At 65.4% G+C, this 15,371-nt stretch carries 6 protein-coding genes; all 6 read left to right on the forward strand.

Annotated features, from left to right (window positions below):
• Positions 1-211: 211 nt before the first annotated feature.
• The 6 genes from C5F70_RS09645 to C5F70_RS09670 all read left to right on the forward strand — a co-directional run bounded on the left by C5F70_RS09645 (position 212) and on the right by C5F70_RS09670 (position 15,311).
• The gene (locus C5F70_RS09645; RefSeq protein WP_017849084.1) at positions 212-1,105 is read left to right on the forward strand and encodes an AraC family transcriptional regulator; all 894 of its coding nucleotides are present in this window, start codon (positions 212-214) and stop codon (positions 1,103-1,105) included.
• 155 nt (positions 1,106-1,260) lie between these two features.
• On the forward strand, positions 1,261-5,532 hold the full coding sequence (locus tag C5F70_RS09650; protein WP_104903185.1) for a non-ribosomal peptide synthetase: 4,272 nt from the start codon (positions 1,261-1,263) through the stop codon (positions 5,530-5,532).
• Positions 5,529-10,850 (forward strand): non-ribosomal peptide synthetase, encoded by a 5,322-nt coding sequence (locus C5F70_RS09655; protein ID WP_104903186.1) that lies wholly within the window; start codon positions 5,529-5,531, stop codon positions 10,848-10,850. Before C5F70_RS09650 ends, C5F70_RS09655 begins: the two co-directional genes overlap by 4 nt.
• Entirely contained in the window at positions 10,847-11,896 is a 1,050-nt protein-coding gene (locus C5F70_RS09660; protein WP_104903187.1) for a Gfo/Idh/MocA family oxidoreductase, read from the forward strand. Before C5F70_RS09655 ends, C5F70_RS09660 begins: the two co-directional genes overlap by 4 nt.
• Positions 11,893-13,620, forward strand: coding sequence for an ABC transporter ATP-binding protein (locus tag C5F70_RS09665; RefSeq protein WP_104903188.1), 1,728 nt, complete (start codon positions 11,893-11,895; stop codon positions 13,618-13,620). The genes C5F70_RS09660 and C5F70_RS09665 overlap by 4 nt, the downstream gene beginning before the upstream one ends.
• Positions 13,617-15,311, forward strand: coding sequence for an ABC transporter ATP-binding protein (locus C5F70_RS09670; RefSeq protein WP_104903189.1), 1,695 nt, complete (start codon positions 13,617-13,619; stop codon positions 15,309-15,311). The genes C5F70_RS09665 and C5F70_RS09670 overlap by 4 nt, the downstream gene beginning before the upstream one ends.
• Positions 15,312-15,371: the final 60 nt, after the last annotated feature.

Below are 15,371 nucleotides of genomic sequence, written 5' to 3' on the forward strand. Positions count from 1 at the left end.
TTTGTAGAAATAATTGGCTACAAACGTCTAAATGAGATCTATTATCATTGTCCTTCGCCGAGCGCTTCTCAACGCCAAGGCTTTCGGACCTGTGACTTTTTCATTAGATGAAATACACAGCGGCTATAAACAGGGAGGTTTACGGTTTAAAAGCCTCCTCCTCATTCAGGTCAGGCCCCGCGTAATGGCCTCAGGATCAAGGGAAAACCCAATGACTATTACGATCATCGCCCCCAGTCGACAAGAGACGCAGGCCGAACCCAAGGGCAACCAACCCGGAACGGTCTACCTGGACCCGCACATGACCCTGGTCACCGGCACGTTGTGGTCAGACAGCGAAAACTGGGTCGAGGACCCGCTGGAGCGCGGCCTCAAGTTGATTCTGGTGCAAAGTGGCGAGCTGTCGTGCCGCATCCCCGGGCACAGCGAGCAGTCGATCAAGGGGCCGAGCCTGTGCACCATCGTCAACGACGGCGAGTTCACCTCGTCGCAGATCTACGGCACCACCACGCCACTGCGCTACACCATCGTCCAGCTGGACCTCGAATCCCTCGACCGCCATCTCGGCCTGGCCCCGCGCAAGCTGCTCAGCAGTGGCGGCGGCGACCCGTACATGATGGTGCGCCCGGCTCCGCGCGCGATGCAGGCACTGGCCACGCAAATTGCAACATGCCCGATGCAGGGCCCGAGCCGCTCGTTGTACCTGGGTGGCAAGGCGCTGGAATTGACCGCGTTGAGCGCGCAGTTCCTGCTCGGTGAGCGCGGGCAGCCGGAGCATAAGCTGCGCATCACCTCGTCGGATGTGGAGCGTGTACACGCCGCCCGGGACCGTCTGGTGCGCTCGCTGCTCGAACCGCCCAGCCTGAACGCCCTGGCCAGCCACGTGGGCATGAGCCCGCGCAAACTGACGGCGGGGTTTCGCAAAGTGTTCGGTACCAGCGTGTTCGGCTACCTGCACGAACATCGTCTCAACGAAGCCCACCGCATGCTCAGCGACGAGGAAAGCAATGTGTCTACCGTCGCCTATGGCGTGGGATTCAGCCCGGCGCATTTTTCCATCGCCTTTCGCAAACGCTACGGTGTATCGCCCAGCGAAATCCGTTGATCACGGCACGGTGTCTCTGAATCGAATGAAAAGGCCTGTTTGTCTAAAGCCCTGAGCGCTTTCTGAAAAACCGCTTGCGATAGAGTTCCAATTGAGAATGGCTTCCATCTTGGTGAGCCAGGGACTTTATCTAGACGGGTCACAGGAAGCTTTTCATGAGCGAGCTGACAACAGCAGACACCACCGCACTGCGCAGATGGCTGATCGAACACCTTGCCCAGTTGCTGGGCGCTACCGTGGAAGAAATCGACAGCCTGGGCGATGAGGAAAACCTCTTGGGCTGCGGGTTGGATTCCATCCGCCTGATGTACTTGCAGGAGCGCCTGCGCAGCCACGGGTTGCGGGTCGACTTCGCCCAACTCAGCGCCGAACCCAGCCTCGCGGCCTGGCTTGGCCTGCTGCATGGCCAGGTGGTGCGACGTGTGGAGGTGGCTGATGTCGCCCCGTTGAGCGCAGCCGACGACAGTTTTGAACTCAGCGCGGTGCAACAGGCGTACTGGCTGGGGCGCGGGCCCGCCGAAGTGCTGGGCAATATCAGTTGCCACGCATGGCTGGAATTCGACTGCCAGGGCATCGATGCGCGACGCCTGGAAGCGGCAGTCAAGTGCGTGCAGGCGCGTCACCCGATGTTGCGTGCCAGTTTCAACGACGGCCGCCAACGCATTCTTGGCGCAACGCAATTGCCGGTTTTCGACCATCAGGATTGGCGCCACCACACTCAGGCGGTTGCGCAAGACGCCTGGCACGCGCTGCGTGAATGGCGATCGCATGAATGCCTGGCCGTGGACGCGGGCCAGGTGTTGTTGGTCGGTCTGGTGCAGTTGCCCGAAGGCCGTGATCGTGTGTGGTTGAGTGTCGACCTGCTGGCGGTTGACGTGGAAAGCTTGCGCCTGTTGATGGCGCAACTGGGCCAGGCCTATCAGGCGCCGGCCGCGCTTGCGCCCGCGCCGGACGTGCAGTTTGCCGACTACCTGGGCCGGCGCCGCCAACGTCGCGCAGAGGCGTATGCGCGAGATCGTGAGTATTGGTGCCAACGCCTTGCGCAGTTGCCGGACGGCCCCGCACTGCCGCTGGCCTGTGCCCCGGAATCGATCCGTGCGCCACGGTTTACCCGCCAGGCTTACGTACTCAGTCACGCAGAAGTCGAACGCCTGCAACGCCAGGCGACGGCCCATGGCCTGACGTTGCCCAGTGTGTTCGCCACGGCATTCAACGCGGTGTTGGCACGCTGGAGTGAACAGTCGAGCTTCCTGCTCAATGTGCCGTTGTTCGACCGTCACGATGACCAGCCATCCATCGATCAGGTGATCGCCGACTTCACCACCTTGCTGCTGGTGGCGTGTGAAGACGCACCGCAGTTGCCGTTTGCCGAAGGCGCCCGGCGCTACCAGCGCGACTTGCACGCCACCATCGACCACGCGGCGTTTCCCGCGCTGGAAGTGCTGCGTGAGGCACGTCGCCAAGGTCATCCGCGTTCCGCGCCGGTGGTGTTTTCCTGCAACCTGAGCGATTCGGGTTTTGTCCCCGCCAGCTTTCGCGAGGTGTTTGGCGACCTGCACGACATGCTCTCGCAAACCCCGCAAGTGTGGCTCGACCACCAACTGTATCGGCTTGAGGACGGTGTGCTGCTGGCCTGGGACAGCGTTGCCGACCTGTTCCCGCAAGGCGTGCCGCAGGCGATGTTCAGCGCCTATGTCGAACTGGTGCAGCGTCTCGCCGACAGCGACTGGAACCAGCCGCAACCGGTGTTGTTGCCGCTGGCGCAACAGGCGCGCCGCGACCAGCAGAACAGCCTGCCGGCGTTGGCGCCGGGGCGTGGCCTGCTTGAAGACTTTTTTCGTCAAAGTGCCCGGCAACCCGACGCACTCGCCCTGATCTGCGGCGCGCAACGCTGGACATATAACGATCTGGCTACCCAAGCCCTGCGTATAGCGGCGGGTTTGCTTGAGGCGGGCATGCGTCAGGGCGAGGCCGTGGAGGTCTGCCTGCCGCGTGGGCCTCGCCAGATCGCCGCGGTATTCGGCGTGCTGGCAGCCGGTGGTTGCTATGTGCCGGTGGACACCGCACAGCCGGTTGCGCGGCGCAGCCTGATCGAATCGGCTGCGGGCATCACCCGAGTGATTGCCGATCAGCCGCCGGGCAACGCACTGCAATGGCTTGACCCGGCGGTGCTTGAGCAGTCCGCGCCATTGGCCGCGCCGAAAACGCTATCGTCGCGCGCCAGCGCGTATGTGATCTACACCTCGGGCTCTACCGGCATTCCCAAAGGTGTTGAAGTCTGCCATGGCGCCGCAATCAACACGATCGACGCGGTGCAGGCCGAACTGCAGGTCACACCGAATGATTGCCTGCTGGCCGTGTCGGCGCTGGATTTCGACTTGTCGGTGTACGACCTGTTTGGCGTGCTGGGGCAGGGCGCTCGCCTGGTGCTGCTGCAACCTGAAGAAACCCGCGATGCGGCGCGTTGGGCGCAACTGATCGCCGAACACCGCGTGAGCCTGTGGAATTCGGCCCCGGCGTTGCTGGAAATGGCCCTGGGCGTCGGCGCCGATGCCTGTGATTACCGAAGCCTGCGGGCGGTGTTGCTGTCGGGCGACTGGATTGCCCTCGACCTCGCCGCACGCCTGCGGCGCCACGCCACCGCGCAGTGCCGCGTGTATGGCCTGGGCGGCGCCACCGAGGCGGGTATCTGGTCGAACCTGCAAAGCATTGATGAGGTCCCCGACCACTGGCCGTCGATTCCCTATGGCAAGCCTTTGGCCGGCCAGGCGTATCGGGTGGTGGACGCCACCGGGCGCGATGTGCCGGACCAGGTGATCGGGCAACTGTTGATCGGTGGTGCAAGCCTGGCGCGGGGGTATCGCAATGACCCGCTGCTGACCGCACAGCGCTTTCGCAGTGATGAGCACGGGCGTTGGTACCACACCGGCGACCGCGGGCGCTTCTGGGCCGATGGCACCCTTGAGTTTCTCGGGCGCATGGACCAGCAGGTCAAGCTGCGCGGGCAGCGTATCGAACTGGGGGAAATCGAAGCGGCGCTCACCGCCCACCCACGGGTTGAAAGCGCCTGTGCCGCCGTGTTGAACGGCAGCCTCGGCGCGGCCGTGGTGATCAGCGCTGAATCTGCATCGGCGCAGGCGTTGCCGGCCGTCTCGATGCTCGACGACACCTTGGCCGCAGAACACCAGGTCACCGCGCAGCTGTTGCGCCGCCTGCTGCAAGACCCGCCGCCCAGCGTCCTGCTCGACACGTGGCGCGAGTGGCTGGCCGAGCATGTCGAGTCGCTCAGCCTGCACGACGCGTTGGCGCACTTGGGGTGGCGCGAGGCGGATCTGCACCGCATGGTCGGTGCCTTGCAGGTGCTGTTGCGCACCGAAGGCGGCGCCTCGCAAGTGTTATTCGATCCGTTGCTGGCACCGCAGGCCATGGCGTTGAACCTGCCGGCGGGCCGCCAGGTGTTGGACACCCTGAGCCAGGCGCTCCAACAACACAGCGGCACACCGCTGAAAGTCGCGGTGCTGGATGTGCGCGGCGGGCAGTTGCTGGAGCAATGGCTGAACCATGCGAGTTCGCGCGACGTGCAACTGACCTTGTTCGAGAGCAGCCCCGGCCTGCTGGCGGCCAGCGTGGGCAAGCGCCGGCGCGTGGCGAGCCAACTGCTGGTGGAGGGCCTGCTGCCCGCTGAACACTGGTCACAGTACGACGTGGTGATCAGCTTCGCGGCCTTGCACAGTTATGCTCAGCCCGGCGATGGGCTGAATCTGGCGCAGGCACTGCTCAAGCCGCAAGGCCGCCTGTTGCTGGCCGACCTGCTGCGCGACTCGCCGTTGCGGCTGGTCAGCGCGGCGCTGCTGGATGAGCGCGCACCGGTATTGCCTGACGCTGCCGAACTGGCGCACCTGCTCGGCCAGAGCGGTTTTCGCCACCTGGAATGCCTGTGGCAAAACCCCGCGATGCTGCTGTTGAGTGCGCGTGCGGCGGATGAAACCCTGACCGCTGAAAGCCTCGACCAATGGCTGCAACAACGCTTGCCCCAGGCGATGCGGCCCGAACATCTGTGGTCCGTACCGCGCCTGACACTGAATGCCAACGGCAAGATCGACCGCGCGCGCCTGCACGCCAGCCTCAGCGACGCGTTGCAACGCAGGCAACCGGCAAACAACGAAGACGGCGAACTCAGTGCCGAGCTACAGCCCCTGGCGGCGTGCTGGGAGGCCATCCTGGGACGGCCGGTGCGCAGCGCCCAGGCGAGTTTTTTCAGCCTGGGCGGCGACAGCCTACTGGCGACGCGGCTGCTGGCTAGCGTGCGTGAACAACTGGGCGCCAGCCTGCGCATGAGCGATTTCTACCTGCAGCCGACATTGGCAGGCATGGCCGCGCTGTTGGTGCGCAGCGGCGAAGTGGCTATCGAGGAGGGCGTGTTATGAGCCTGGATGATGTGCTGCATATCTGCCGTGAACGCCAGATCGAACTCTGGGCGACTGACGGCAAGCTGCATTTTCGCGCGCCGCAAGGCGCATTGGACTCTGCCCTGGCGGAGCGTATTCGCGCCCAGCGGCCAGCGCTGCTGGTGCATCTTGCGCCCCAACAATGGCGCGCACAGCCGGAGCAGGCGCTGCAACCCTTCGCCTTGAGCGCGGTACAGGGCGCCTATGTACTGGGACGCAACCCGGCCTTTGACTATGGCGGCAACGCTTGCCACTTGTATGTCGAATACCCGTGGCCGGCGAACGTCGACACCGGACACCTTGAACAGGCCTGGAACGCCGTGGTGCAACGTCACCCGATGCTGCGCGCGGTGGTCGATAACCATCAGCAACGTGTGCAAGCCCAGGTGCCATGGCAACAGTTGCCGGTGCATGACCGCCGCGACGCCACGCCCGAGGCGTTCGAGGCGCACCTGAACAGCGCGCGCAAGCGCCTGGACCATGCCTGCCATGCGCTCGATCAATGGCCGATCCTGCTGCCCGAACTGAGCGTGGGACGCGAGCAGGCAATCCTGCATTGTTCGGTGGATTTCACCTTGTTCGACTACGCCAGCCTGCAACTGCTGCTGGCAGAACTCACCCAGCGCTACTTGGAACCGACGCGCCACTGGCCGGCGCTGGAAGCGACCTTTCGCGACTACCTCGAGCACGAACAGCAAGCGCGCGGCAGCACCGCCTGGCACGCCGACAAGGCGTGGTGGCTGGCGCGCCTGGACAGCCTGCCCGGGCGTCCGGACCTGCCGCTGAGCGAGCACGCGGGCTTGGGCTCCACGCGTTTCGCCCACCACCATGGCGTGTTGAGCAGCGGGCAATGGAACGCCCTGTGCGCCCTTGCCAGCGCCCAAGGCCTCAGCGCGGCGGGCGTGACGCTGGCCGCGTTTGTCGAGGTGATCGGGCGCTGGAGCCAAAGCCCGGACTTTTGCCTGAACCTCACCGTGCTCAACCGGCCGAACCTGCACCCGCAATTGGACCAGGTCGTGGGGGACTTCACCGCGCTGAGCCTGCTCGCGGTGGACGGCACCGAGGGCGCCAGTTTTGTCCAGCGTGCGCGGCGTATCGGCGCGCAGCTGTTCGATGACCTCGACCACGGCCGCTTCACCGGCGTTGAGGTACTGCGCGAACTGGCCCGTGTGCGAGGGCGTGGCGCCGACCTGATGCCAGTGGTGTTCACCAGTGGCATCGGCAGCGTCGAACGCATGCTCGGCGATGCCGGGCGTGTGTTGCAGCCGCCCAGCTACATGATCAGCCAAACCCCGCAAGTGTGGATCGACTGCCAGGTCAGCGACCAATACGGCGGTTTGCAGATCGGCTGGGATGTCCGCATCGGCGTGTTGCCCGAGGGCATGGCCGCGCAGATGTTCGCAGCCTACGTCGACTTGCTGCAACGCTTGGCCTGCGACCCGCAATTGTGGCAAGCGCGTGGCGATATCGTGCTGCCCGCGCAGCAGGCAAACCCGCCAATCCACGCCAGCGCCCCAGCGCGCAATATCGCCGACGGCTTCGCCCAACAGGCGCGGCGAACTCCGGATGCCCTCGTGATCAGCGACCGCGACGGCCGTTACCGCTATCGCCAGGTCGCCCAGCATGCCGCCGCGGTGCGCAAGGCGCTTGAAGCGCTCGGCGTGCAGCCGGGGGCGCGGGTGGCGGTGATGCTGCCCAAGAGCGCCTGGCAACTGATGGCGGTGCTGGGCATTACCCAGATGGGCGCGGCCTATGTGCCGGTGGACATCCGCCAACCGGCCTTGCGCCGCGAGGCGATCCTGCGCGACGCGGGGATTGCCGCGGTGATTGTCCTGCAAGCCCAGGCACTGCCGGACACCCTTGAACTTCCGCGCATCGCCATCGATACGCTTGCCGCCGACCCGCATTGGCCACCCCGTGAGCCGCTGGCGGTAGAGGCCGCGGACCTGGCCTACATCATCTACACCTCAGGCTCCACCGGCACGCCCAAAGGCGTAATGCTCAGCCATGGCGCGGTGGTCAACACCCTCGATGACATCAACCAGCGCTACGCGGTGAACGTCGATGACCGCGTGTTGGGCCTGGCAGAGTTGAGTTTCGACCTGTCGGTGTATGACTTCTTCGGCGCCACGGCGGTCGGTGCGCAGGTGGTGCTGCCCGACCCCGAGCGCGGCGCCGATCCTTCGCACTGGGCGCAATTGATGCAGGAACACGGCATCACCTTGTGGAACTCGGTGCCCGCACAGGGGCAGATGCTGGTGGATTACCTGGAGACCGAGCCCGGCGCAATCCCCGGGCCGCGCTGTGTGCTGTGGTCCGGCGACTGGATTCCCACCACGCTGCCGACCCGCTGGTGGCAACGCTGGCCCGAAAGCCAGTTGTTCAGCCTGGGCGGCGCCACCGAAGCCGCGATCTGGTCGGTGGAACATCCCATTCGTGCCGAAGATACGGCCTTGCCGAGCATCCCCTACGGCCGGGCCCTCAAGCACCAGACCCTGGAAGTGCTCGACGCGCTGGGCCGCCAGTGCCCGGTGGGCGTGCGTGGTGAGATTCATATCGGCGGACTCGGCCTGGCCCTGGGTTATGCCGAAGACCCGCAGCGCAGCGCCGAGCGGTTCATCACCCATGCCAGCGGGCGTCGCCTGTACCGCACGGGTGACCAGGGGCGTTACCTGGACGCGGAAGGCTTGATCGAGTTTCTTGGGCGCCAGGATGACCAGGTGAAGATTCGCGGTCACCGCATCGAACTGGCGGAAATCGACGCGGGCTGGCTGGCCCATCCGCAGATCGCCGCGAGTACCACGGTGTTGCTCGGCGAGCGTCACGAACGTTCGCTGTGCAGCTTCGTCACCCTGCACACCCACGCACCTGCGCCTCACCTGAGCACGCAGTTGGGCGAAGTCCTGCGCCAGGCACGCCACACCCTTGAACACGCGGATTTCGGCCCGCGCGCCGCCATCGAAGCGGCACTGGCGGCGCTGGATCGGGCGGCGGATGTGTCGTTGCTGCACTGGTTGGGCGGTAGTGGCTTGCTGATCCCGGGGCAGTCCGTGGCATTCGACTCGCTGTGCCAGGCCTTGCAACTCGACGCGGGTCAGCATCGCCTGTTGCGGCATTGGCTGACGTTGTTGACCGACAGCGGCTACCTGTGTGCGGACAATGACGGTTGGCGCTGCCAGGTCAGCACGGCTGACCTGAGTCAGGACGATGCCTGGACACAGTTCGCCCGCCTGGCGCCGAGCGGTCTTTGGCCGCTGGAATTGGTCGATTACCTGCGCACCAGCGCGACCCGCCTGGCCGAGCAATTGGACGGGCGCCTGAGCCCGGCAAGCCTGATGTTCCCGCAGGGCTCGGCACATATTGCCGAGGCGATGTACAGCCGTGGCCAGCATGCCCAAGTGCTGCATCGGGCCATGGCCGAGGCGGTTTGCGCGATCGTTGCGCGCCAGAGCCAGCGCCGCTGGCGCATCCTGGAAGTGGGCGCCGGCACCGGTGCCGCCAGTGCGTTGATCATCCCCGCGCTGGCGCCGTTGGTGGCGGACGGGGTGCAGATCGACTATGTGTTTTCCGACGTGTCGAGCTATTTCCTTAACGCTGCGCGCGAACGCTTTGCCGCGTATCCGTGGGTGCGCTTCATGCCGTTCGACATGAACAAACCCGCCTGCGAACAAGGGCTTGCCGCGGGGTCCCTGGACCTGCTGCTCAGCTCCGGCGCATTGAACAACGCCCTGGATACACCACGCCTGCTCGCCGGGTTACGCCAATTACTGCAAGCCGATGCCTGGCTGGTGATCCAGGAACTGACCCGCGAACACCGCGAAATCAGCATCAGCCAAAGCCTGATGATGGAGACGCCGCAGGACGTGCGCGCCACCTCCGGGCAGCTGTTTGTGCATACGGACCAGTGGCTGGCGTGGCTGAACAGCGAGGCCGGCGACCAGGCCGAATCGCTGGCATCGGCCGACAGTGTGCTGCACCTGCTGGGCTACGACCTGTTGGTCGCACGCGTGAAAACCGACCGGCCATTACTGAGCCAGGAGACGTTGCTGGCCTTCATCGCCGAGCGCGTGCCGCGTTATATGGTGCCGGCGCAGGTGCGGATACTCGACCGCTTGCCGGTCACCGCCAATGGCAAGATTGACCGCCGCGCGCTGACCACCCAAGCCGAGCAACGCCAGCTCGAACCGGCACGCCGTGCGCGCACGGAAGTGGCGGATGAGCTGGTGCAGCGCTTGATCGCGCATTGGGAGCGAGTACTCGATTGCAGTGGGGTGTCGGCGGATCAGGATTTCTTCGGCGCCGGTGGTGACTCGCTGCTGATCGCGCAATTGATCGCCGGCTTGCGCGAGCAAGAGCCATTGGCCCGTGCGCAACCCTTCGACCGCCTGTTGCGCTGGGCTCTCAGCCAGCCGACCCCGGAAGGCCTGGCCCAGCGCTTGCGCAGTGAGTCGAGCAGTGAAGCCCCCGCAGTGGTGCCCTGCTTGGACACCCGCCGTGCGCCGCTGGGTGGGCGCGGGCGGGTGGATGCGCTGACGGAACTGGCCGTGGGTGAAGGCACCGCGCGAGTGCTGGTGCATGAAGGGCTCGGCACGCTGCTGCCGTATCGCGGGTTGATCGCCGAACTGGCCGGCAGCGGCCCGTTGCTGGGGTTGGCGGTGCATGACAGCGACGATTACCTGAGCCTGCCGCCGGAGCATATCAACGCCACCCTCGGCAAACGCTATGCCCAGGCGCTGTGGGACAGCGGCCGGCGCCGCTTCGACTTGCTGGGCTACTGCTCCGGCGGGTTGGTAACGCTGGAGCTGGCCAAGGCCCTGCTGCAATTGGGCGCCGAGGTGCGTCGGGTGGACATCGTATCGAGCTACCGCATTCCGTACCTGGTGGAGGATGAAGTGCAGATGCTCTACAGCTTCGCCGGCACCCTGGGGCTGGACACCGTTGCGCTGGGGTTGCCGGCGGCTGAACAGTTGCTCGACAAACACCTGGATCTGGACGCCACCGCGCTCAGATCCCGCGTATTGGCGGCGGCCAAGGGCATTGCCGATGAGCAGTTGTTCCGGGTGTTCGCTCATTCCGTGCGCGCCAGTCACTACAGTGATGGCGCGCCGTATGTGGGCGCCATCCGCCTGTTTGTGCCGAGTGTCGCCAACCCGTTGATCCCTGATCACCAGGCCGCTCTGCAAGCCTGGTGGCAGGCGGCGTCGTTGGCGCCGCTGACTGTGCAGACCCTGCGCGGCAATCACTTCGAGTGCTTGAACGCCGGGCTGAGTCGTTACTTGCTGGAGGAACGCCCATGACTATGCCTGTGAAAACCCTGGTGGTGGGCTCGCGCTTCGGCCAGTTCTACGCCGTTGGTGTGGCTGCGGCCGAGCACCTGGAACTGGTCGGGGTGCTGGGGCAGGGCAGTCGTCGCTCCCGCGCACTGGCTCGCTATCTCGAAGTGCCGTGTTTCGAGGCCTTGGCCCACGTACCCGCCGACACACAACTGGCTTGCGTAGCGGTGGGCGGCGCAGCAAGGGGCGAACAGGGCCCCGCCTTGGCGCAAGCGCTGATGGAGAGGGGCATTGATGTGTTGATCGAGCACCCGTTGCTGCCCCAGGAACTGCAAGACTTGCTGAGCACGGCGGCGCGCCTGCATCGGCGCTGCCTGCTCAACAGTTTCTACCCGCAGTTGCCGTGCGTGGCGCGGTTCATCGAGCTGGCGCGACAGCTGCATCGTCAACAGGGCATTCGCCATATCGACGCCGACTGCGCGGTGCAGGTGAGTTACGCGACCCTCGATGTGCTGGCGGCAGTGTTGGAGTCGGTAGGCCCATGGTCGGTGGACTGCGTGGCACCGGCGCTGTCGGCCTGGCGGGATATCAGCCTGGTCATGGCGCAAGTGCCGGTGTCGTTGCGCGTGCTCAATGAGTTGGCCGCCAATGATGACGGGCGCATGCAGAGGTTGCAGCGCATCAGCATCGCCACTGACAGCGGCACGTTGCTGTTGGCCTCGCCCCACGGACCGTTGCTGTGGCTGCCGGCCGTGCGTGCGCCGGTGCAAGATGCCGACGGGGTGTTCGACCTGTTTGGGCCGCAGGCCGATGAGTCGCTGCCGTGCGCCGAAGTGTTGGAGGCCGCGGCGACGGATTGGGCGCAGGTTTACCGCCGCGTCTGGCCGACAGCTGCGGCCAGTGCATTGCAACCGCTGATCACGGGGGTGGGGCTGGCGCGCCTGCAACAGCGCAGCCTGGAAGTGGTGAGGTTATGGCAACAGGTGACGGCGGCGCTCGGGTTCCCGCTGCAGCCGTCGCTGACGTTACCGGCGGCCGGCCTGGCCCAGGCATTGGAGCACGTCCGATGAGCCACTTGAGCGAAATGCTGCGTCCTTTCCGTGCGCGCTTAGGGGCGGCGATCGCGTTGCAGGCCGTCGCTGGGATCTGCTCGCTGCTGCCGCTGATAGCCTTGGCGCAACTGGCGGACAGCTTGCGCCAGGCGCCGCCGCTGGCGTCTTCGGCACTGAACTGGGTGGTGGTGGCGGTGGTGGCGTCAGCGCTGTGGTTGTGCGGCCAGACCCTGGCCTTGCACCTGACCCATCAGGTGGACGCCGACCTGTGTGACCGTCTGCGCGTGCGCCTGGCCGAGCATCTGCAACGCTTGCCCTTGGGCTGGTTTGCACGGCTGGGGCCCGAGGGCGTCACCCGTTACGCCGAGCAGGATGTGCGGGCCTTGCACCAACTGGTGGGCCATGCGCCGACCGACCTGGTCAACCTGCTGTTGATTCCCATGGCCACCCTGGCCTACCTGCTGTGGAGCAACAGTGCCCTGGCGCTCTGGTGCCTGCTGCCGTTGGCATTGGGCGTGTTGGGCTATTGGCGCCTGGGCTCGGCGCATTACCGCGAGGACGTAGCCCAGCGCAATGGCGCAATCCAGCGGTTGTTCAGCGACTACAGCCAGTTCGCCAGCAACCTGGGCCTGGTCCGGCAATTTCCCAGCGCGGGCATTCATCGCCGTGTGCAAGAGGCGGTGCAGCAGTTTGATCAGCGCTTCAGCCATTGGGTGAGTCGCGCCGGCCATCTTGCTGCGCTGATCCAGGTCCTGCTCAGCGCACCGTGGCTGTTGGCCTGGGTGGTACTCGGCACACTATTTATCGGCGTGAGCGAAGTGGGCGCCGTGCAGGTGTGCGGTTTTTTGCTGCTGGTGCGCGCCATGGCAGCGCCGGTATTGGCGCTGGGGCACGGCTTTGATGCGCTGAACAACGCGCGCGCAAGTGCCCGGCGCCTACAGGAGGTGTTGAGTACACCGCCGTTGATCGAGCCCGACGCACCGCAATCGCCTCGGGACGCCAGCGTGGAGATGCTCGATGTGAGCTTCTCCCAGGGTGATGTCACGGTACTGAAGGCGATCAACCTGCGCCTGGAGCCGGGCACTACCACCGCGCTGGTGGGGCCGTCCGGCGCGGGGAAAAGCACCTTGGCCGGTTTGATCGCCCGCTTTATGGACGTCGACAGCGGGCATGTGCGCGTGGGCGGGGTGGATGTTCGGCAGATCGCCAGCCGCCAATTGCAGCAGCATCTGGCGCTGGTGTTTCAGCAGGCGGGGGCATTGCGCCTGTCACTGGCGCAAAACATCGCCCTGTATCAGCCGCACGCCAGTGAAAAACAGATTCGCGCCGCGGCCAAGGCGGCCTGCCTGGACGACTGGATCATGGGGTTGCCCAAGGGCTACGCCAGCGTGGTGGACGATGATGTGCGGCTGTCCGGCGGCGAATTGCAGCGCCTGGCGATTGCGCGGGCGCTGCTGTCGCGTGCGCCGATCATGTTGCTCGACGAACCCACCTCCGCCACCGACCCGCAGACCGAGCGCGCCTTGCGTACTGCACTGCGTGACGACGCGGCCGGGCGCACGCGGCTGATCATCGCCCATCGCCTGGAAACCATCGCCCATGCCGAGCAGATCCTGGTGCTCTGCGAAGGGCGCATTGTGCAGCGCGGATGTCATGCACAGTTGTTGGCCGTGGACGGTCTGTACCGCCAGCTGTGGAACGAGCAAATGTCGACGGCCGATCAACTGGAGTTCGTGTCATGAGTGTACTTTCGCCGTTGCGTCATTTGCCCGACCAGGCCCGGCGCGTACTGCGCGGCGCCCTGGGGTGGATGCTACTGGCCGCCGTGCTGGATGGCTTGGCGGGTTTGGCGCTGGTGCCGCTGATACTGGCCTGGTTCGATCAACAGAGTGTGCAGCCAAGTGTGCTGCTGTTGCTGGGGCTGACGTTGCTGCAGGCCTTGGTCAGCTACGTTGCCCAGCGCCGTGGTTATCTGGCGGGAGCCGGGTTGGCGGCCGGCCTGGTCTCGCAACTGGTGCAACAGCTGCCGCGCTTGCCATTGGCGCGTCAGGGCCAGTTGGAAGACTTGGTGCGCGGGCCGGTGTTCAACAGCATGGGCATCCCGGCGCACTTGCTGGCGCCGCTGGTAACGGCGCTGGTGACGCCGACGATGGTGGTGCTGGGGCTGATCTTTATTGAACCGCGTTTGGCGCTGGCGTTGGCCCTGGCTTATCTGCCGTTGTTCGCCCTGCTGCGTTGGGCCGGGCGACGTAGCCTGGCGCTGGAGCAACTGCGCCAGCAAGTCGACCGTCGCGCCGGGCAGCTGTTGCAGACATTCGCGCAGCAACAGGCCTTGATCCGCAGCGCCGGTGATGCCAGCCAGGGCCAGTTGGCGTTGCGTCAGGCCTTGCACGAGCAACACCAGGCCACGCACCGTCTCAACCGCCGCGCGCTGCCCAGCGGGCTTGGCTTTGCGGCGGCGGTGCAGGTGGTGTTTTCGCTGGTGTTGGCAGGTGGTGTGCTGGCGGTGGCGGCGGGGCAGCTATCCGGCGCGCTGTTGGTGGCGGTGTTGGTGTTGCTGGTGCGCTTCATCGAACCGCTGTCGCAACTGGCTTATCTGGACCAGGCTTTGCGTATGGCGTGGCAGGCGTTATCTCAAGTGCTCGCGGTGTTGGCCATGCCGACGCTGCACAGCCCGCACCCCGGAGAGCAGCCTCAGGATGCAAGTTTGCAAGGGCAAGGCTTGAATATCTGCGGCGAAGGCGGCGAGCAGTTGCTCAAGGATGTGGACATCCATTGCGCGCCGGGAACGTTCACGGCGATTGTCGGTCCGTCGGGCGCGGGTAAAAGTACTCTGCTGGCCTTGCTGGGGCGTGGCATGGACCCGCAGACCGGCGCAGTACGACTCGGCCAGGTGGACATTCGCCAGCTAAGCGAACACACCTTGGCCAACCACCTCACGCAAGTGTTCCAGAACAGCGGGCTGTTTGCCGGCAGCCTGCTGTGGAATGTCAGCATGGCCCGGCCGCAAGCCACGCCTGCGCAACTGCAACACGCCGCCAAGGATGCTGCATTGGATGAGGTGCTCAGCAGCCTGCCGCAGGGTTGGCACAGTGAGGTGGGGCCGGGCGGCGCATTACTCTCGGGCGGCCAGCGGCAACGGGTCGGCCTGGCGCGCGCGCTGCTGTCCCCGGCGCCGATCCTGTTGCTTGACGAACCCACCGCCAGCCTCGATGCGCGCTGCGAAGCACGGGTCAATCGCAGCCTGCAGGCGCTGCATGGCAGGCGCACCGTGGTGTTGGTGTCGCACAACCCGATGTTGGTGCGCGGTGCCGATCAGATCCTGGTGCTGGAAGGCGGCAGCGTCAGTGGCTGCGGCAGTCATGAGCAGTTGCTGGCCACGCACCGCTGGTATGCGCAGTTCGTCGAGCAAAACCTGCCGGGCAGCCATTGAAAAAGTCCCTTAATCGAAAAGTCGCAGCGTTCGTTTAAACGATACTAATGCGAATTATTA

The organism is Pseudomonas sp. LH1G9 (assembly GCF_002949975.1).
Lineage (GTDB): Bacteria > Pseudomonadota > Gammaproteobacteria > Pseudomonadales > Pseudomonadaceae > Aquipseudomonas > Aquipseudomonas veronii.

Bases quoted from the DNA above. Each gene is read 5' to 3' on its own strand.
- C5F70_RS09645 (WP_017849084.1), top strand. From the start codon at position 212: ATGACTATTACGATCATCGCCCCCAGTCGACAAGAGACGCAGGCCGAA.
- C5F70_RS09650 (WP_104903185.1), top strand. From the start codon at position 1,261: ATGAGCGAGCTGACAACAGCAGACACCACCGCACTGCGCAGATGGCTG.
- C5F70_RS09655 (WP_104903186.1), top strand. From the start codon at position 5,529: ATGAGCCTGGATGATGTGCTGCATATCTGCCGTGAACGCCAGATCGAA.
- C5F70_RS09660 (WP_104903187.1), top strand. From the start codon at position 10,847: ATGACTATGCCTGTGAAAACCCTGGTGGTGGGCTCGCGCTTCGGCCAG.
- C5F70_RS09665 (WP_104903188.1), top strand. From the start codon at position 11,893: ATGAGCCACTTGAGCGAAATGCTGCGTCCTTTCCGTGCGCGCTTAGGG.
- C5F70_RS09670 (WP_104903189.1), top strand. From the start codon at position 13,617: ATGAGTGTACTTTCGCCGTTGCGTCATTTGCCCGACCAGGCCCGGCGC.